Annotated in this window: 14 protein-coding genes, 7 tRNA genes and 2 pseudogenes; 12 read left to right on the top strand and 11 right to left on the bottom strand. The window is 62.7% G+C overall.

The features are described from left to right. Positions 1 to 70 precede the first annotated feature (70 nt). The 3 genes and pseudogenes from GII31_RS10085 to GII31_RS10075 all read right to left on the bottom strand — a co-directional run bounded on the left by GII31_RS10085 (position 71) and on the right by GII31_RS10075 (position 4,486). Complete coding sequence (locus GII31_RS10085; RefSeq protein ID WP_246222200.1) at positions 71 to 2,011, bottom strand: UvrD-helicase domain-containing protein; 1,941 nt, start codon at positions 2,009 to 2,011, stop codon at positions 71 to 73. After that, on the bottom strand, positions 2,008 to 3,951 hold the full coding sequence (locus tag GII31_RS10080) for an ATP-dependent nuclease (RefSeq protein WP_213249147.1): 1,944 nt from the start codon (positions 3,949 to 3,951) through the stop codon (positions 2,008 to 2,010). Before GII31_RS10080 ends, GII31_RS10085 begins: the two co-directional genes overlap by 4 nt. Positions 3,952 to 4,115: 164 nt before the next feature. Further along, positions 4,116 to 4,486: pseudogene (locus tag GII31_RS10075) on the bottom strand (very short patch repair endonuclease). 81 nt (positions 4,487 to 4,567) lie between these two features. Between GII31_RS10075 and GII31_RS10070 the strand changes: the two are divergent. Continuing rightward, positions 4,568 to 5,746, top strand: coding sequence for a DNA cytosine methyltransferase (locus tag GII31_RS10070; RefSeq protein WP_260840409.1), 1,179 nt, complete (start codon positions 4,568 to 4,570; stop codon positions 5,744 to 5,746). Between the two features lie 185 nt (positions 5,747 to 5,931). On the opposite strand, the gene GII31_RS10065 is transcribed toward GII31_RS10070, so the two are convergent. Further along, positions 5,932 to 7,773, bottom strand: coding sequence for a hypothetical protein (locus GII31_RS10065; protein ID WP_213249145.1), 1,842 nt, complete (start codon positions 7,771 to 7,773; stop codon positions 5,932 to 5,934). A gap of 66 nt (positions 7,774 to 7,839) precedes the next feature. Here GII31_RS10065 and GII31_RS10060 point away from each other — a divergent pair, with 66 nt between their 5' ends. From GII31_RS10060 to GII31_RS10045, 4 genes and pseudogenes are all read left to right on the top strand, one after another. Then, the gene (locus tag GII31_RS10060; RefSeq protein WP_213249143.1) at positions 7,840 to 8,823 is read left to right on the top strand and encodes an HNH endonuclease; all 984 of its coding nucleotides are present in this window, start codon (positions 7,840 to 7,842) and stop codon (positions 8,821 to 8,823) included. A gap of 892 nt (positions 8,824 to 9,715) precedes the next feature. Next, positions 9,716 to 10,780: pseudogene (locus GII31_RS10055) on the top strand (IS256 family transposase); the annotation flags it as partial. 62 nt (positions 10,781 to 10,842) lie between these two features. After that, positions 10,843 to 12,281, top strand: a protein-coding gene (locus tag GII31_RS10050) for an IS3 family transposase (protein WP_407649855.1) whose coding sequence is annotated in 2 segments (ribosomal slippage) — positions 10,843 to 11,215 and positions 11,215 to 12,281 — 1,440 coding nt in all. Because the reading frame shifts where the segments join, the coding sequence is not laid out codon by codon here. A 65-nt stretch (positions 12,282 to 12,346) separates the two neighbouring features. Next, complete coding sequence (locus GII31_RS10045; RefSeq protein WP_260840408.1) at positions 12,347 to 12,478, top strand: hypothetical protein; 132 nt, start codon at positions 12,347 to 12,349, stop codon at positions 12,476 to 12,478. A 16-nt stretch (positions 12,479 to 12,494) separates the two neighbouring features. On the opposite strand, the gene GII31_RS10040 is transcribed toward GII31_RS10045, so the two are convergent. The 5 genes from GII31_RS10040 to GII31_RS10020 form a co-directional block, all read right to left on the bottom strand. Continuing rightward, positions 12,495 to 13,019, bottom strand: coding sequence for a hypothetical protein (locus GII31_RS10040; protein WP_213249137.1), 525 nt, complete (start codon positions 13,017 to 13,019; stop codon positions 12,495 to 12,497). Between the two features lie 179 nt (positions 13,020 to 13,198). Further along, positions 13,199 to 13,465 (bottom strand): hypothetical protein, encoded by a 267-nt coding sequence (locus tag GII31_RS10035; RefSeq protein WP_213249135.1) that lies wholly within the window; start codon positions 13,463 to 13,465, stop codon positions 13,199 to 13,201. Positions 13,466 to 13,543: 78 nt separating this feature from the next. Next, positions 13,544 to 14,530 (bottom strand): DUF4928 family protein, encoded by a 987-nt coding sequence (locus tag GII31_RS10030; RefSeq protein WP_213249133.1) that lies wholly within the window; start codon positions 14,528 to 14,530, stop codon positions 13,544 to 13,546. Continuing rightward, the gene (locus GII31_RS10025) at positions 14,523 to 15,311 is read right to left on the bottom strand and encodes a GIY-YIG nuclease family protein (RefSeq protein ID WP_213249131.1); all 789 of its coding nucleotides are present in this window, start codon (positions 15,309 to 15,311) and stop codon (positions 14,523 to 14,525) included. The genes GII31_RS10030 and GII31_RS10025 overlap by 8 nt, the downstream gene beginning before the upstream one ends. Continuing rightward, positions 15,304 to 16,446, bottom strand: a complete 1,143-nt coding sequence (locus GII31_RS10020) for a DNA cytosine methyltransferase (protein WP_213249129.1) — start codon at positions 16,444 to 16,446, stop codon at positions 15,304 to 15,306. Before GII31_RS10020 ends, GII31_RS10025 begins: the two co-directional genes overlap by 8 nt. Positions 16,447 to 16,797: 351 nt before the next feature. On the opposite strand from GII31_RS10020, the gene GII31_RS10015 reads away from it, so the two are divergent. Next, on the top strand, positions 16,798 to 17,229 hold the full coding sequence (locus GII31_RS10015; RefSeq protein WP_213249127.1) for a very short patch repair endonuclease: 432 nt from the start codon (positions 16,798 to 16,800) through the stop codon (positions 17,227 to 17,229). 317 nt (positions 17,230 to 17,546) lie between these two features. Here the strand turns inward: GII31_RS10015 and GII31_RS10010 are convergent, their stop codons facing one another. Together GII31_RS10010 and GII31_RS10005 are read right to left on the bottom strand one after the other, a co-directional pair. Continuing rightward, the gene (locus GII31_RS10010; RefSeq protein ID WP_213249125.1) at positions 17,547 to 17,753 is read right to left on the bottom strand and encodes a helix-turn-helix domain-containing protein; all 207 of its coding nucleotides are present in this window, start codon (positions 17,751 to 17,753) and stop codon (positions 17,547 to 17,549) included. Positions 17,754 to 18,053: 300 nt separating this feature from the next. Then, positions 18,054 to 18,125, bottom strand: a tRNA-Val gene (locus GII31_RS10005). Positions 18,126 to 18,351: 226 nt separating this feature from the next. On the opposite strand from GII31_RS10005, the gene GII31_RS10000 reads away from it, so the two are divergent. The 6 genes from GII31_RS10000 (at position 18,352) to GII31_RS09975 (ending at position 18,947) form a co-directional block, all read left to right on the top strand. Continuing rightward, positions 18,352 to 18,424, top strand: a tRNA-Gly gene (locus GII31_RS10000). Positions 18,425 to 18,446: 22 nt separating this feature from the next. Beyond that, positions 18,447 to 18,520 (top strand) — tRNA-Cys (locus tag GII31_RS09995). A 17-nt stretch (positions 18,521 to 18,537) separates the two neighbouring features. Continuing rightward, positions 18,538 to 18,609, top strand: a tRNA-Val gene (locus GII31_RS09990). A gap of 44 nt (positions 18,610 to 18,653) precedes the next feature. After that, a tRNA-Gly gene (locus GII31_RS09985) sits at positions 18,654 to 18,726 on the top strand. Positions 18,727 to 18,742: 16 nt separating this feature from the next. Continuing rightward, positions 18,743 to 18,816: transfer RNA gene (locus tag GII31_RS09980), tRNA-Cys, on the top strand. Between the two features lie 56 nt (positions 18,817 to 18,872). After that, a tRNA-Val gene (locus GII31_RS09975) sits at positions 18,873 to 18,947 on the top strand. The last annotated feature ends 188 nt before the right edge of the window (positions 18,948 to 19,135 follow it).

Genomic DNA, 19,135 nt, shown 5'->3' with positions numbered 1-19,135 from the left:
AACTCCAGGTGGCTCGGTTGCTCTGATGCTAGCGGTAGGTGCCGACAGCGACTCGACACTCAGGCAACAGTCACTGGCCTACCTCGACGCCGAGACGACGCCGTTCCCACCTCACTGACTGCACACCGCCAGCCTCAAGTTCGCGATACAGATCGGCTACCTTGCTGCGCCCACCTCTCCGATCGCAACTGGTGAAGAACAGCCGTTCGGCCGCGCGGGACATCCCGACGAAGAACGTCATCGTCGATTCGGCCGTGTCTTTGGTGTGCGCCCACCACTGATCGCCATCCAGACCGATGACGAAGACCGTGTGGTACTCCAGCCCTTTGCTGCGATGGATCGTCATCAAGGGCACCGCGTCGTCCTCCAGGAACGCGTCGGCAACCTCGGGCCATGTATCGACCTTCCCCAGAGCCCACGCCAGACGGACCGTGAAGGCTTCGAATCGCACATCGATGTCCTCCGCACGATCGGAGAACACGCGCCTGTTCGCGGCCTCGTCCAAACGCAGGAATCGCGACAACTCGTCAGCGAGTTCCTGCGCGGTAGCCTCGTTGCCGGCCGCGACGTCCTGACTGACGGTTCGACCCAACGGTGTGGCGGCGAACCACCGACGTAGGGAGGTCAGGAAGTCGGAAAGCTCGTCGTCCAGCCGGCTACCCACCTGTCGTGCGGAGTCCTCGGGCCTGATACGAGCCAGTGTCGTCGTGACCCTTCGCCACGCCTCGGGTTGACCTCCGCGTGACGCTCCGAGCCGTACGAGGCCGAGCAGCAACTCGACGAGGTCGTCCTTGAGGATGTCGCCGAGCTTCAACTTGCCGACGGAGGCGTCATCATTGCGAATCGATCGACCTACCGCGGCGAACGCTGCGACAAGTGCGGGCTGCAACTTTGCCACCTTCTGCCGGGCGATGAGCGCATACTGCGACGGTCGCCGACCGCTGTTTTCGATGTCGGCTACGATCCACGCCGCTACGGTCTGCGCCTCCAGTGTGGCGGTGGAAAAGTCCCAGGCCTGCACGGGTTCGATCCCGATGTCACCGCTGACGACATGTGAGACCTGCGGACGGACAGCAGCGTCGAGGCGCTGGGCGAAACGCAGTTGGAGGTCGACCAGTTCTTGTCGAGAGCGATAGTTCCGTTCCAACTCGAATCGGGTGTCGGTGTAATCTGCGGCGAACTCGGCAAATGCGTTCGGTAACGCACCGGCCCACCCCATAATGCGCTGCTTACCGTCCCCGACGACTGTGACAGTGGTCGAAGCCTTCGGGAAAACTGACTTGAGGAACGTGTACTGGGCGTACGTGGTGTCCTGGAACTCGTCAATAAAGAGATATGGGTACGTCGCCCGAAGCGCCCGCTGTAGTTGTGGGTTCGAACGAACGATCAGCTCGGCCAGACGGTTCAACATGATGAAGTCGACAACCGGCGCACCGTCGCGCAAATAGTACTTGCCCCACCATTCACTGATCGCGTACTTGCAACCATTCGTCGGTGACTGTGGCACAGCACGAAGCGCGACTGGGCCGAGAATATCGCTAAGGAACTTGCCAGCGTTCAATTGACGGATGTCGTGCCGAAAATCACCGGGCGCGGTGCGACCAATTTCATCGAGGAATTCCTTGACATCACCCCGCTTCGGAAAGCTCATTTCATACTCGGCCGTCAATTTCCATGCGGGGGGCAACAGATTACGGAACCGGTCCACGAGTGACTTCGTAAATGCGTCGAATGTCATCGATGCGAACCTGTCGATCTGCTCGGGTACGCGCTCCTTGAGTCTCTCCGAAAGGTTGCGGGCAGCATCCTTCTTGAAAGAGATGGCGAGGATGCGCTGCGGGGCAGCACACTTCCCGGTCTCGAGCAGGAAGGCCGCACGCTGCGCAAGAAACTCGGTCTTCCCCGCACCGGGTCCGGCGATTACTGCGGCGGAAGCAGCGGCCAGTGTGCGACGGGCAGCATCCTCAAGGTTTTCAATGCCGTGCGGTTTCCATTCCTCGGGCGGTATCACGAGTGGCCAAGATTCTCGGTGATACAGCCGATCAGACGATTCAGCGGCTCGGGCGGGTTGGCCAACTGCTCGTCGGTCAGTTGAATCATCGCTCGCAGGTGGGTGCTTGGCTTGGATCGCGTGAGAAAGAGATATCGGTACCAGCGGAGGCGCTCCTCTTCTGCCGGGTCTTTCCACAGGTTCACGTTCGGTCGCACCGACTCACTGCCGAGGACCGCGTCCCGAGCATCAGTGTCCCTCGGTCCCTGTGCACCATCGCCCAGGTTTGTTGTGTACGCCTCCTCAAACGCTGTCAGGAGCATCATGTCGAGGTCGAGTGGATAGGAGAAGAAGACGTTGCACTTCTCAAGGTGGCCGAGCCACGCCCTGACCTGGGACTCGTCAAGGTCCTTCAGGTCCGAAGCGCCCGCATATCCCTCGATACCGTCGTACGGATCAGTCCCAATGTCCTCGAGGCGGTCGCACACATCTTTGATTCGGCCCTCCCCACCGCCGTCTCGGCCATAGTCCAGATCAAGCAGTGTCGCATGGGGGATGTCGAGCTGATTGAGAAGCTTCCAGAAGTGGTTCGTGTGGCGCCCTCCGAGGGAAACCATCGCAACGAATGACTGATCGATGTGCAGTCCCCTCGCGGCCGCGAGCTTGGGGATGACCAACTCCTCCGAGTCACCTTCGCCGAGCACGACGAACTTGGCGAAGTACAGCTCGGGATGTGCACGAACTGCTTCACGCACATACTTGCCTGCATCGGTCTCGTTCGACGGCAGGTGGATTTCACGAACCGTCGTTGTACGCGCTACCGGGTCCAGGCGAAAATAGCGCACGCGCTCGGGATCGATCCGCGACATCACGCTCGCCGAATGGCTTGAGACGAGTGCTTGAGCGCGCCCCGAGCCCGCGACATCGAGAAGTTGCTGAACGACGCGGGAGAGGTAGAACGGCGACAGGTTGTTCTCGGGTTCCTCGATAACGAGCAGCGTCAGCGTGGGTAGCGTCGCAACCGATACGTCGAACTTGTCGGTGTGCTTGCCTGCGACAATCCCGGCCTCGATATCGAGCGCGGTAGCCGTCAGCGCGATGTGCAGCAACGACTGCTGACCGTCACTCAACTCTCGTGCGGGTCGCGGTCGACAGGTGGCCGACGGCTCGAAGAACAGCTCGGCGCCTTTCACGAGATCGCCGGCTTCTCCGCTCATGAGCTGGAGTCTCGGGTCCTGATCAATTCCGAGAGGGTGAAGACCCTGCCATCGACTCGAGATCGCGGCCGTCACAGTCTGGGCAACGTCTTCTCGGTGAAAGGCATTCACGAGCTTCTCTGCGGCCGAGTCGACGTCACTGCGGAAATCTTCGGACCACAAGGCGGCGTTCCACACTCGCCCACGGAGAAACGCGTTCACCTGGCGAACACCGTCTCGCGTGGCGGGTACGTAGACCATCTGAATCCGATTGCGGTCCTGGCCGCGAAGCTCAAGCCACCTGTCTCCGTAGTCCTTGTCTGCGGTGTACACCACACGTCGGCTGGTCTCGACCGTTCCGTTGACGGAACCGTCGTCGGTCCACGATGCTTCCAGAACGATACGGAGCTTCAGAACTCCGTCGTGGTCCGCCGTCATCTGCGCGAAGAACTCGGGCACACTCAGTGCCGGGTCCGCACCTTCCTCGCTTTCGCCGGCGAGTTCGGGAAACGCGAAGACTGCGTCGACAGTCAGCGTGCGAGAGTCCGGTGCGGTCGTCTCGTCGTACGGCACATGAAAATCTTCGGGGCGAACCTGCCGCTGCTCGGGCACGACGCTGAAGATCCGCAGGAGCGCCTGGCAGGCGGCCGTCTTGCCAGCTGCGTTCGTTCCCAGGAAGGTAGTCAGCCGCCGACGAAAGGTCATCGTTTCGGGTTTCGGCCCGAACGACTGAAAATTGCGAATCGTCAACGATTCCAGGTACACCTACGCCTCCCCGACCGACACCGCGCGCTGCTTCTCAGCGCACCAACGCCTGTGAGAAACGCTACAACACCACGGCACGCCGGGCCACGGCCACCGAGCCTCGGCGACTCTGCGCCGCCAGTGGTCCTCTCCGGCTTCACCGGGACCACCAGCGACAGGTCGAGTCATTCCGGACGGACGGCCTGTTCGACTACCCCGGCTACCCGGGTCATGTCATCGTGCTCCCAGACCCGCACCACGGTCCAACCGATGTCACGCAGGTGGGCGTCGGTCTCGCGATCCCGCTCCGCGTTGCGGCTGAGCTTGGCCGCCCACCATGCGGCATTGGTGGCGGGTGCGGTCTTGTGTTCGGGACAGCCGTGCCAGAAGCATCCGTCGACGAACACCGCGACCTTCGCCCGTGGAACAGGGCATCCGCGCGTCGACGTGGCATGCCTGGCAGCGGGGCATGGACTCGATAACGCAGACCTCGCCGATGCAGTTCACGCCGAAGCGCCATCTCAGGTCGAGTGTCACGGGTGCGTTGCCGAGACATCCGACGAGCAGTCGCGGCGCGGTCAACACTCGAACTGGTTGGCGACTTGTCCATATTCCCTGTGCCGGCTAGTCTCGTACGGTGACCCCACCCACGCCATTGTCCGACGACGGAGCTGCGTCGACAAGTCCGGAAGTTCACGGTGGGACGATCACGACGTTGGATCTGTTCGCCGGAGCCGGCGGACTGTCCGCAGGGTTGAATGCTGCTCAAAGCAGCACGTTCCGGACTGCGCGGGCAGTGGAATGGGAACTCCCCGCTGCCGCGACGTACACACTTAACCACGGCGGATGCCTCCGTGAGGGACGGGTCGAAGGCGGATCCGTTTACGCGGGTGACATTGAGAACTGGCTCAAGGAAGACGACGTCCCGAAGGTTGACGTGGTCGTCGGAGGGCCGCCGTGCCAGGGGTTCTCCACACTCAATCGGGCCGGTGTCGGTGCACACCGCAACGAGTTGTGGCGCCTGTACGCGCAAACCGTCCAGAAGGCCCAGCCCAGGTACTTCGTACTGGAGAATGTTCCGGCGTTCCTCAAATCCGATCAGTGGAACGTGTTTCAGCGCGCACTCCACGATGGGATACTCCGCGACTACGCGATCGAGGGCGGCGTCGCCGTCCTCAACGCTGCGGACTACGGAGCGTTCCAGGCACGCAAGCGCGTGATCGTCATCGGTCACCACAAGGACCTCCCACCACTCGGGCTCCCTGCGGCTACCCACACAGGCGCACACCGCAGCCTTGCGAAGGCGCTTGACGGCGTACCGCTCACCGTCGACGGGATCGGCATCCCGGCTGGCAGCATCGAGTATCAGGGACACGAGTTGCGAGGCGCCTTCAATACTGCCGAACTGCATTTCGGGCGTTCCTACACCCAACTGTCGCTCGATCGCTTCAAGGCGATCTCGCATAACGGCGGCAGTCGTTCGGAACTCCCCGATCATCTGAAGGCGCCCTGCTGGCTCAAACACAGCAAAGGAACCGGTGATGTAATGGGCAGGCTGACCTGGGAAAAGCCATCAGTCACCATTCGCACCGAATTCTTCAAACCGGAAAAGGGCCGCTACATCCATCCCGACCAGGACCGCGTCATCACCCACTACGAGGCGGCGCGAATCCAAGGATTCCCCGAGGACTACCGGTGGGTCGGGACGCGCGAGCAAATCGCACGGCAGATCGGCAATGCCGTCCCCATCCCACTGGGCGCGGCAATCGGACGCTTGCTTGTCGATGCGTTCGCCCAATCTCGGACGAGGAGCTGACTCACCATCGGGGTAACTGCTAGTCTCAGGAGCGCAGGGAACCGAAAGTCGTTACCAATGGATCATGAAACATCGGTAGTGACGTGATCAGTCCATTACGGCAGGGCCGCCGGCTGTGGGTCGCCAGCGTGACACCGGGACCTTCTGGCTCGGCGCCGATACCGCAGCTGCTTCAAACCTATCCGTCATGATTTCGTGTTCTTGAGGTGGCGGCCGATGTAGCCGACATAGATCTTTCCGGTCCCGTCAGTATCGTCGAAGTAATACATCCGTGGGGCGGTGGTATCGGCCCACGTTGGCTTGAAGTGTGCCGCCATTAGAATCTCCCCATTGAGGTTTACTGATTCCGGCACGGGGAATGTCCGCTCATACGCCCAGCGACTCAATGTTGTGTCGCTCTCTGTCGCCGCATGCCGTTCGGGCGAGCATTTGTGCCCATCCAGGCTATCGGACTTCAGATACTGATGCACTCCGCACGTTATGTCTCCGCGTTCTTTCCCTTTGGCATAGTCGTATAAAACGTGGACGTAGTTCCAGAACGCGTGCGCATACCGCATCCCCTGACCGCGCCTCTCGATCTCGAAAGCTTTGTCCTCATCACCGGTGAATACGACCTTCTCGAACGCCGGATGGGTCTTTGTTCCCGGCGAAATCCGTGCCAGCAACTCGTTCATGTCGTCGGGGGCCGACCACTCGTCGGTAAGCGGTTCGATGAAGGTTTTCTCGGGCGCACCCGCCGACACCAACCTGTTCCGAAGGAAGGACAACTCCCGCTCATTGTCACGCACCGCATCCTCAGCGATGGTGACCGCGATATGGAGATCATCGAACTGCCCCCTGATGTTGTCCAACTCGTCACGGACGCGGCCGTTCTCCTCCGAGAGAGAATCGAATTGCTCGTTGAGCAGTTTTATCTCGACCGCCTGCGCCTCAAGTTTCGCACCGAGATCGAGGATCGTTTCCTCGTCGACCACACCATCGATCTCCAACCATCGTTTGACCAGTGTACCGACATGTTCGATCAGACGTCCGGGACCGGAACTCTGCGCAGGAGTTGCGCGAAACTCGGTCTCGTACGCCGAAACCGAGCTAGCAACCGTTCGTGACCGCAGTTGGACGGCCTCAGCACGGCGAAGTACGTCGATGCCGCGGCGCAGGTCCGACGGCAACTCACGAGTCACCATCCGTAGGCGCGTCGATTCCGCGTGCCGCTTGGCGAGCGGATCTGCGACCTTTTTGGCCGGTGAAAGCGACCGCGCAAGAGTGTCCGGGAACAGCATCAGATGTCGTAGTCGGTCGTCCGGCACATCGACGTCGACGTGTGGACTGAATGTTCGGACGACACCATTCGAAACAGTATGGGAGGCAGGCAACTCATCTGCCACGATTGTTGTGGCAGCCTCATCAAGGACGTACGTCGCAGCGACTCCGACGCTCTCACGCGTGAGCGACGCTACGACCTTCTGCCATTCGGCCTCGTGTTCGCGGCCCCACGGAGCGGGCGCGACCACCACCGCCGCTGTCCGCTCAGGGTCTCTGATCGCCGCCAAGACTTCGCGGGCTTCATCCCCACGAACCATCAGCGGCCGCCCCGAAAGTCGGGCTGCACCGTCGCGCGCCGAATACGAATCGAGGATCATACGAGCAAGCTTCGGGGGTGCCACTTTGGTCACAGCGGCACGGGGTTCATCAGCAATATCCGTCGAGACGTCGATAGTCAGACTCTGTGCGTGGGAACGCGAACGAGGTATATCGAAGGCACGCACCGCCACATCCCACGTACTCCCGGAATTCTGCTCCCGAAGACGGTACAGTCGCCGATGCGAATCATCACGGTCATCGTCCGCATGTACGACCGTCAGAGTGGCACCCGACCCCACGGGGTGAACTCCCGGACCGTCCCAGTCGAAAGTGTCGATCCCACTCCTAGCCTTACTGCGCAGCCAGTCGCGCAGCTGCGATTCCGCTACCTCGATGGCGTTCTCATCGTCATCCAAACGTATTATCGCCCGATAGCCCAGCTCCACGGAGTCTCCTCATTCTTCGACTTTGAGGTACAATGGTGCACCCCGACTGACATCATCGTAGTGGACATGTCCGACAAATCGACCAGAATCCCCCGGCCGGCCAGATCGGACGGCCCGTACACTGAGACGATGCCGCAATTATCAGGAGCCAGTCCCGAGTGGTTCGTCCATCGCTGGTATCGGACGTACGATATCGCCAATCAACTTGAACATATGGCAGCACGCGACCTCGAGATGACAGCACGCATCACCGACGAGGGGCGCAGGTTCGAGCTCATCGAGAACTGGCCCAAGGTCACGTTGGTCCACAAGTTCGCACGCATTGCTGCCGACGACATGTTCTACAACGAGACCGACGGACCGTATATCCGGAGAGTTTTCCTCTGCCCGCCACCGGGTATCGTACGATACAAGGACTACCTTTCCGTAACGCACGCGTTACAGCACTACGGGATTGGCGTACAAACATTCGACGTACCCCATTCAGACGCAACGTCCGGGCCGGACGGGGCCGATCTTGAATTCCTGAGTATTTCCGACAGCGTCGCCGATACGTGTCATCGGTACTTCACCGAAGAACTCATGTGGAGCGAGCCGTACCAGCGCCTTCTGGACATTCTGGCCGACGAGGTATTTCATACCGTCTTCACAAACAGGACACTTTTGTACGCACTGAATTGGATCGCAGCGTTGATCGTCTCGGAAATGGAACCAGAGGACCGCGCTGCGGAATTAGACATCGATATGTTGTTTCAGAAAGGTTCTCCTGGCAAGCTCAAGCGCAAGAATCCTCCCATTTGGGCCCGGAGAGCGATATTTCACCGAGACAGCGGCCGGTGCACCTACTGCAAGAAGGATATTAGCGGGCTCTATGATTCGATGACCCCGGCAAATTTTGACCACATGGTCCCCTTGGATGCCGGAGGCCTGAACGATGTTACGAACCTCCAACTATTATGTCAGGGTTGTAACAACGAAAAGTCCAACCGGCAGGTCGATCCCGGAGAGCAGTACCGCCGGTGGTTCCCTCGACACCCTGGCCGAGGTTAGCGGGCGACACCTCAAACACCTGTGATCGTTGGCCTGGCTCACGTGCACAATCACCACTCTCACCAGGGCCGACGACGGCGCGGTTCGAGCAGCTCGCGTAGGTGATGCGACTGGTGCGCAGGCTCGGCTGGTCCGGGCACCCGCAGCCGGATGCCGTATTCATCCCGCTCGTCGTGGTCCCGATCTCGGGTGCACCCAGTTCCTCGCTGTCCGGACTCGATTACGGGGCACGAGCACTTTCGGTGTTCGCGGAGTTCCAGGGGCCGGTGGCGCGTCCCACTGTCATTCAAGTCCACGATCTCCAGCTACTCGAAGGTATCGGCGAGCATCCCGATGGAGACCGTAACGCTGCTCTACAAGTGGCAACTGTATGCGGGTCGGTGCCCGACACACGGGTGAAGGCGAGTTCGGCCACGTGGATCGTGTCGACTATCGAGCGAGGTTGCCGTCGAGCAGGTTGAAGTTCCACCGCCGCGCGTCGGTGACACCGATCCCAGGGTCTGCTGGGCAATCTCAGTGTCCTCGGCGGTGATCCGGTCGTCATCGGGCAGACGATCGAGAACTCACCTGATCGAACGTCCCGTCGTACGTCGCCGTGCCGTGCTCGTTACGGCCGTGTGAGTCGAACAGGTCGCTGGATTCGAACTGTTCCGCGTGATCGTCCAGGCCTGCGACGCTAGCGCCGCTCTGAATCCAAATAGTCGCGCATGGGTTGCCACTCTGCGGGAAACTCCATCTCGGTGAGGCTACGGTGCCCGAGTAGTGCCCCATAGAGTGGTGTAACTCGGTGACCAGGACCGTGGCCGGCAGCGTGTGGCTGTCGGTATGGAAGCGGTCACCGTGTGATCCTTCGAGTCAACCTCTCACAGAATCCTCGAATGGAGTCATCACGATGACCGCACCCCACATTGTCGACCCGGCCGGCCTGTTGAGCCAAGCTCTGACCGACGCGTCACCGGATCTGATGCGCGAGCTGCTGCAGACAGTGATTAACGCCCTGCTGTCTGCGGATGCCGACGCCGTGTGCGGCGCCGAATGGGGCCGCCGGTCCGAAGAGCGCACCAACTACCGCAACGGCTACCGCCACCGACCCCTCGATACCCGCGTAGGCACCATCGACGTCGCCGTGCCCAAGCTCCGGTCGGGCACCTACTTCCCCGAGTGGTTGCTCGAACGCCGCAAACGCGCCGAGTCCGCGCTGATCACCGTGGTCGCTGACTGCTATCTCGCCGGGGTCTCGACCCGCCGGATGGACAAGTTGGTCAAGACCCTGGGCATCGATTCGTTGTCGAAGTCGCAGGTCTCCCGCATGGCCGAAGACCTCGACGAACAGGTTGCCGCGTTTCGTCACCGCCGACTGGACGAGGCGGGACCGTTCACGTTCGTCACCGCGGATGCGTTGACGATCAAGGTCCGCGAGAACAAGCAGGTCGTCAAAGCCGTCGTGCTGCTGGCTACCGGCGTCAACGGTGACGGTCATCGTGAGGTGCTCGGCATGCAGGTCGCCACCAGTGAGACCACAGCCTCGTGGAACACCTTCTTCGCCGACCTCGTGGCCCGCGGCCTGGGCGGAGTTCGCCTGGTGACTTCCGATGCCCATGCCGGGCTCATCGAGGCGATCGCAGCGAACCTACCGGGAGCGGCCTGGCAGCGCTGCCGCACCCATTACGCGGCGAATCTGATGGCGGTGTGTCCGAAGTCGATGTGGCCAGCAGTCAAGGCCATGCTGCACAGCGTCTATGACCAACCCACTGCTGGTGCGGTCAATGCCCAGTTCGACCGACTCATCGAATACACCGAAGACCGCCTACCCGACGTCGCCGAACACCTCGGCGACGCCCGTGAAGACCTGCTGGCATTCGCCGCGTTTCCTGATGACGTGTGGCGCCAGATCTGGTCCAACAACCCCACAGAACGACTCAACCGCGAGATCCGGCGCCGCCCTGCGTGTCAGGGTGAGTTGAGTCCAGCGGTTCAGAGCAAACCCGCCTGCAGGGCGAGATACGGATCAACCCCACGATGACAATTTCCAGCCTGGCCGTGGCCGGGGACAATGCCTGCATGGATTCCTCGCATCCGCGTTCTGACGGTCCGCGCCGACGCCGCACGTTCACCCCGGCGGACAAACTCGCCCACCTGGCCGCATATGAACAGGCCTGTGAGCGCGGCGAGGGCGGCGCCTACCTGCGTACCGAGGGCCTGTACTCGTCGCTGATCAGCGAATGGCGCAAACAACGCGACGCCGGTGTCCTCGACGGCAAACCCGCTGGGGTGAAGATCGGCAAGCTCACCGCCGAGCAGGTCGAGATCGCCCGACTCAAACGCGAACTCGACAGGACCGGCAAGCGGTTGGCCACCACCGAGGCGGCTCTGGAGATCATGGGAAAAGCGCACGCGCTCTTGGAACAGATCTCCGAGAGCGCGGACACCGACGAGCCGCGCAAGAAGCACTGATGGCCACCCATCACGACCTGACCGAGGCCGGCGTGAGCACCCGGGCAGCCACCTCGCTGACGGCGGTGACGCGATCTACCGCCGCCCGCAGCAGGGCGCGCAGGCAGTGGCCGGCACCGGCCGCGAGGAAGGTGCCCGTGAACAAGCTCACCGACGCCGAACGCGCCCGCGTGTTGACGATGTTGAACTGTGACCGGTTCGTCGACCAGGCCCCGCTCGAGGTGTATGCGCAGCTGCTCGACGAGGGCATCTACCTGTGTTCGGTATCGACGATGTACCGGATCCTGCGGGAGAACAAACAGGTCACCGAGCGGCGCCGGCAGGCCCGACACCCCACCCGCACCTGCCCGGAGCTGGTCGCGACCGGGCCCCGGCAGGTCTATACCTGGGACATCACGAAGCTGCCCGGGCCGGTCAAGGGCGTCTACTACGACGCCTACGTGATGGTCGACATCTACTCCCGCTACATTGTCGGCGCCCACGTACAAACCCGCGAATCAGCAGTACTCGCAGTGGAATTCATGACCGACGTCTTCAGGGTTCATGGCACACCAACGGTGGTGCACGCCGACCGGGGAACATCGATGACCAGCAAACCGGTCGCAGCGCTGCTCGCGGACCTCGAGGTGACCCGGTCACATTCGCGACCGAAGGTGTCCAACGACAACCCGTACTCCGAATCACTGTTCAAGACCCTCAAGTACGGGCCCACGTTCCCGCAAAGGTTCGGATCCATCCACCACGCCCGGGACTTCCTCGACACGTTCGTGACCTGGTACAACCACGAACACCGGCACACCGGCATCGGCCTGCACACCCCGGCCGACGTCCACTTCGGCCTCGCCACCGACAAAGCAACGCAGCGAACTGGTGTGCTGACCGCGGCCCGTTTGGCCCACCCCGAACGATTCACGCCCGCAGACCCGACACCGAAGATCCTGAACCTGCCGGCCAGCGCCTGGATCAACAAGCCCGACACCACGACCGATCACGCCGCCGCGTAACACCCACTGGACTCAATCACCTTGACAAGTTCCGCGCCACCGACAAAGCAACGCAGCGAACTGGTGTGCTGACCGCGGCCCGTTTGGCCCACCCCGAACGATTCACGCCCGCAGACCCGACACCGAAGATCCTGAACCTGCCGGCCAGCGCCTGGATCAACAAGCCCGACACCACGACCGATCACGCCGCCGCGTAACACCCACTGGACTCAATCACCTTGACAAGTTCCGGTCGACCATGAAGCGATAGCGCCCGCTTTGCACCTCCACCCATCCGTCGACGAGATCTGCTGATGCGACGGCGCGGGTCAGCGCGCGGGTTCCAGCCTCGGGCAACAACGGTCCACGCGCGGAGTCTCCGGCAGGGCCTTGCTCAAAGGCCGCCCGTTCATCGCTGGTCATGATCGACAGCGCGTCGAAGGTCACAGAGTTGGGGGCGCGGTGGATCGGAACGCCAGTCTCATACATGACGTGACCCCGAGCGTTCTTGACAGTGACGGTCTCGAGTCTGTGGCGCTCTGGCCTCCACCACACCGTCTCCTCGTCGTCCTGGACACTCAAGACCCGCTGTGCGGCTATACGGCTCGCGAGTCCCGGGCTCCGACGCAGCCGTTCGGCGACACGCACGTCCGACTGCTCGGATGGGTCCGCGCTTCCACTGAGAATGCACCCTAGAAGGAGGATGACGTACTGCTCGTCGTCACTGAAACGGTGGTTACACTCGCCGCAGATGTCCACCGTATGTAGGCGACTAGGGTACGGGGAAGCGAGCATTCCCCGGGACGGCACGTGGTCTCGGGTGCGAGTCGCATCCAGCTCACTAGCGCAGTGCAGACACAGGTGGTAGTCGTCAGCGCCCGTGTAATCAGCTATATGTTCCATGCGGTGACAGTACGACGGTGATACGACAGTGAGACTCAGTCCCACCGGTCGGTCTCAACGAAGCACCAGCCGATCTGGCCCAGGTCGTAGTTGCCGTCGGCGTCGGGCCGCAGTTTGTCACCGGAGATGACTGCGGTGGTGTCGATGAAGTGCAGGGTCTCCCCCTCTGCAGCGCTGATCACTGACTCCAGCACGTCACGGGTGACGACCGGGGTGGCCCATCCATTCCAGGGCCGGCCGTAGCGAACGGCCGACCAGACGTGCTCGCGCTCGAAGCCGTCGATGGTGAAAGTGCTTGGCATGGTGAGAGATTACCTCCGACATTACGATGGGATCAGAGAAGCTCCCCCGCCGGAGGCGTCGCTCCAGCCGGGATTCCCTCACAAGTTGCCGGGAATAGTGATCAGCAAGGACGGATCGGACTCCACCGCGTCGACTCGCCCGTTGTAGGTCTCCAGCAGCTTCCTTAGTTCCGCGCGAACCCCCGTTGCGCGGAGACCACCGATCTCCTCGACGTTGTTGCCGACGTAGTCCTCAATGGCCTGCACCGACACACGACTGTCCAGGCCGGTTGTCTCCGCGATCTGTCGACCCGCGACGAGTCGGTTCTCGGGGACGAGGACCATCGGCCGATACCCGTCTGCCAGATTCTGCTTGCATTTGTTGAACAGCGCCTCGGCGGGCGACATAGTCACATGGATCGCCGTGTCGCCAATCAAGAAATCTCCGGGCCTGTTGGTCTGAACATCCGCGGTCGTGTAGCCGTGATTCGAGACAGCTTCGCTCGGAAACCTGAGTGACAGCTTCGCCCCGACCAGGTGTTGAGCGACAGCGCCGGCATTGTTCCCGCCCTGCGTGCGTGCGGCCTCGAGCAGCTCGGCTATATTCGCCCGAACCGGCAGGGCGGGGTCGATCGCAGCGCTCAGGCGCTGCGCGGCGAAATAATCGGTCCGCACCTTGTCAACGAACCACGCCTGCAACGCGTTTCGAACACGAGCCTGGTCGTCGTCCGAGAGCTTGCCGTAGCCAGCGGCATCAGCTGTGTCCGAAATGATCGGGGCCAGTGCGTTTGCGAGCGGCAGGCTGCCGCGTGAGGTGCGCCCAGCCTCGCTACGAAACCGTCGGGTTTCACCGTGGCGCGCCAGGATCTGCCGGATTCGGGACGCTCCGATGTTCTTGACCTGTGATTCGGCGCGGTACGTGGTCTCCAGGATCGGCACGCCCTCGGCCATGTGGTCAGCAAGGATCAGGCCGACGCACATGACGTTCGTGTTTACCTTCCCCCTCTTGCTCCGCTTCGACTCGTACCACTGGTCGACGACATCCTCAATCGCGACCGATACCTGCTGCCAGGATGGCCTAGCCATTGTCGGTGTCCCCGTCGGCATCGCCGAACTCGGCCATGACGTTGCCGACGAGCTCGGGCACATCGATGGCGTCGGCTGCAGGGCGTGCTCGGCCTTCCGCGTAGGCCAGACGTGCGGCCGCGAGGTCAGCCAAGCGCACAGCTTGGATCACGATGACGCGGCGGAGTCCCGCCGACACCTCGCCGCGCTCGTGGGCGACAGCGGCGACCCGGGCGAGAGTCTCGGCCCTCCGTGCGATGCGGACGTCTGGATGCTCCCGGTCCTCCCGCATGTCATCGGGAATGAGGTTGAAGCGATGGGACATCGGCAGATCGACCAGCGGCGACACTGGCGGGATCTTCTCGTTGAGGATGGCCTTGTACTTGGAGTTCTGGATCGCGCTGACATATACGGAGTACTCGATCGCGTCGACCTTGAAGCGGCGCTCCCTGGTCGGCTGCTGTCGGAGGTGCTCGACCGGGTACAACTCCATCTCGGCGACCTCGAACGGGTCGAGGATTCGGTAGGCCAAGGTGTCAGAGCGCTGGCCTCGGAGGTGACGGCCGATGCGAGTCCCGAAGTCTTCGGTGGTCTGTCCGACGTAGATCGGCTCGCCGTCGTAGTCGTAAAAGGCGTACGCGCCGATGCACTTGCCCAGCTTCGTTCCACTGGCGGGGTCGATGGTGTCGAGGGCAACTGCCAGCCGTTCGCGGAACTCGCGGACGAAACGAGTGGGCATCGACTTCTTGGTCGGGGGCTTCTTGTCCGGGTCGTTGTAGCTGGCGATCCCGCGGCTACCCATGGGCGGCCGCATCCTCCGCGGCAGCGGAAAACTCACCGGCGACCAGCGGCTTGAGGTAATTCTCGGCGAGCCAGCCGACGGCTGGCACCGCCACGGCATCGCCAAAGGCGAACTGGACCTGGTTGTCGCGAAAGCCGTCGATCTTGTATTCGTCGGCTCCCATCAGTGCCGCGTACTCGGCACCGGTCATCCACCGGACGTCGACCTTGCCGTAACCCATGCGCACGACCGCCTGCTTCGACGACCCACCGCGCGCGGTGCGCAGGCAGCCCGACACCTCGTCGGGGCGCATCTCCCAGACCGCAACGCCCTTGCGGGTGCGTCGATAGGCGGTGCGCCACTGGTAGCGGCGGTTCTGGCGGCGCAGCTTGTCGAGACGCTCGCGCTGCACCGGAGACATAGAGTCGACGAAGGACCGTACGCGCTCGACGTCCCACCACCGGGGGTCGTCGTTGGGCACCTTCTGCAGCTTGTCGCCAAGACCGTCGGCGAGATAGTTGGGCGGAGCTGGCAAGGGCACCCGGTGGGTGTCGAGCGTGGGGTCGTTGAAGAATGCCTCGGTCCACGCTGGTCGCAGCGGGTGCTCGGACTCATCGGCCGCGACAGGCTTGCGGGAGCCGATGATAAACATGCGCGGACGGGACTGCGGCACGAAGCGGCGGGCGTCGATGGCAAGCACATCCACCGAATAGCCGAGTTCGTTGAACTCGCGGATTGCCGCTGTCAGATCGTCACCACCGTGGGAGGTCGACAAGCCGATGACGTTCTCCAAAACGAGGGCGGCGGGGCGCTCGTCGTCGGGTAAGGCGCGCAGCACCGCAGTGAAGGCGTAGAAGGCCGAGGACTCTGCGCCGGCGAGGCCGGTGCGGTTGCCGGCCAGCGACAGGTCCGTGCACGGCGACGAAGCCCAGGCCAGGTCGGCCCGGGGTAGGTCCGCGGCCTTGATGTCGTTGACGTCGGCCACTTCCATGACGTCGTCTTCAAACTGGGCGCGGTACATCGCGGCCTTATCGTCGGAAATGTCGTTGGCCCAGGCGGTCTCGAAACCCGCACTGTCCAGACCCATTCGGGCAAGTCCGACTCCGGCGAAGAACTCCAGAACGCGAGGCCGCGGGCGCAGCGGAATCACAGGCATGTGATTACAGTAGACGGCTCCACTGGTGCCGCCTACCACATCGGCCCGACGCGTTGGATTCATCACACCGCGGTCCTGTGGATAACATCGCAGAGTGGCGCTTATCGACCCTGACGACCCCCGGCACGGGACGGCCAACGGCTACGGCAACCACCGGTGCCGGTGTGAGGCATGCCGGGCGGCCAACCGCGCGAGCCACCGCGAATACATCGCCCGCAAGCGCGCCAGCGGGGTCGTGCTGGGGCGGCACGGGTCCTCGCTAGCCTACGACACTGGCTGCCGGTGTAAGGCGTGCCGTGAGGCCCACAACAAGCGGTCGCGAGAGTACAAGCGCCGCCGGCGGGCGGAGGGATGAGCGAGAGCTGGGCCTCGTCGCCGGCGGTGCGCAGGTCGATGACGTCAAACCGGCGGCGGGATACCAAGCCGGAGATCGAGGTTCGCAGGCTGCTGCACTCCAGGGGTCTGCGCTACCGCGTCGACTACGCCCCGGACCGGGGCCGCCTGCGCAATCGCGCCGACATCGTATTCACCCGGGCAAGGGTGGTCGTGTTCATCGATGGATGCTATTGGCACGGGTGCGCCGAGCACCACCGCATGCCGACAGCCAACCGCGGGTACTGGTCTGCCAAGGTCGAGCGGAACGTAGAGCGCGATCGACGCGTAACGGCGATGTTGCGCGATAGTGGCTGGATCGTGCTGCGGTTCTGGGAGCACCAGCCAGCCGCAGACGTGGCCGAGGCCATTGCCGCTGAGGTGGCCGGGCACACGCCTGTGGACAGTTGATCCGCCCGCAGGTGTGCGCCGGGTTACGTTGTGCGCGTGGACGAATCCGAGTGCGAACCTCCTCAGCGATTATGGGAGGCGCTCCATTCACTGCTGCGCCACGAACGCGAGCTTTGGGAGGCCGGTGTCGACGCGCCGGACTGGTACCGACGAACGGACTCGGGGTCACCCGACGGGACCGACGACCGACCGGCCGGACCTCCGCCGTCGGCGGGCCCCTGATCGCTGAGTTCCCGGTGAGTGGCAGCTGGACCCCGTCAGCGCAGTCCAAGCCAGTTCAACCCAACCGTCGATTCGCGGAGCCGGGGTTCCTCACCTCAACCGACGCCATAGATGTAGTCGCGGAGCGAGGCGGCAGGGATCTGGACCACGACTCCACGCTTGCGCGGCCGCACGGTGCGCAGCTCGCCGGCGGCGATGAGCCTGTCGACGGTGTCTTCGGAGACGGCGAGGCGCTCGGCGACCTCGGACTTGCGGAAGACTCGCAGGTCGTCGAACACGGGAGACGGCTGGGACTCGGACATGGGTCACCTCGAAGGCTTGATCCTTCGAGTGACCCGCCAGCACCGCCCTATGACCGGGAATCTGCACCGTAATCGGTGGAGGTGTCAGCGGAGCGCCGGCGGCGCTGTCGCTCGTCGCACGGTAGCTCCTAACCACCCGCACTTGCCTTTGACTGTTTAGGCCAAGGCCGAGTTTACGCAGGGTCCGGCAACATTTCCACGACCGACGCGGCTCCCAGAACCCCACGTAGACCCCACGGAGCCCGAAGGCGGAGGTCTCTGGATAGCAGAAAACCCGCTGTCACCAGCGGGTTCTCGTCGTGGTCCCGGCTGGGATCGAACCAGCGACCTTCCCGGTGTGAACGGGACGCTCTTCCACTGAGCCACGGGACCGTGTCTGACGCCGTCGCGCCTTGCACGAGGCAGAAGATTACACGGCTGCGCGCCGACCACCAAATCCGGGCCGTGACCAGCGGCGAACCGGCCGGCGACACCGCCCTAACCGGACAGGTAGCCGCAAAAATGGCGCTGACCAGCCGATTTGGCATGCGGGCCATCGTTGACTAATGTTTCATTTCGCGTCACGAGCACCACGGTCCACAAGATCGCTCGTGAGCATGCGGATGTAGCGCAGCTGGTAGCGCATCACCTTGCCAAGGTGAGGGTCGCGGGTTCGAATCCCGTCATCCGCTCGGAGCGAGTTCTGCTCGCAATGGTGGTGTGGCCGAGTGGTTAGGCAACGGCCTGCAAAGCCGTGCACACGGGTTCGATTCCCGTCGCCACCTCCACCACAAATGAGGTTCCCGCGCGATTAGCTCAGTGGGAGAGCGCTTCCCTGACACGGAAGAGGTCACTGGTTCAATCCCAGTATCGCGCACGGTGATCGTAACCGCCCGGCGACGGGCGTGTTCCGGTTAACATGCGGATGTAGCGCAGCTGGTAGCGCATCACCTTGCCAAGGTGAGGGTCGCGGGTTCGAATCCCGTCATCCGCTCGTTTTGCCAGCCTATGGTGGTGTGGCCGAATGGTGAGGCAACGGTCTGCAAAACCGTCCACACGGGTTCGATTCCCGTCGCCACCTCCACCGTCCGTTCATCATCACTGTTCGCCTTCGTACAACTGTTTATAACGGTCATACCCGCGCGATTAGCTCAGTGGGAGAGCGCTTCCCTGACACGGAAGAGGTCACTGGTTCAATCCCAGTATTGCGCACCACCAATGCATACAAGGCAGGCCCGGCATTCGCCGGGCCTGCCTTGTATGCACCCTGCCCTGTCACGAGCCTCGGGATGGAAGGGACCATCGGAGAGATGAACACCGAACCGTCGGAAGCAGCCCGACCGAACACCCCTGGGCCGAACACCTCTGGGCCGAACACCTCTGGGCCGAACACCTCTCGGCCG

It is taken from the genome of Gordonia pseudamarae (assembly GCF_025273675.1).
GTDB classification, from domain to species: domain Bacteria; phylum Actinomycetota; class Actinomycetes; order Mycobacteriales; family Mycobacteriaceae; genus Gordonia; species Gordonia pseudamarae.
Note: the sequence above shows the minus strand (reverse complement) of the source record. Positions and strands in the feature narration are given on the sequence as shown.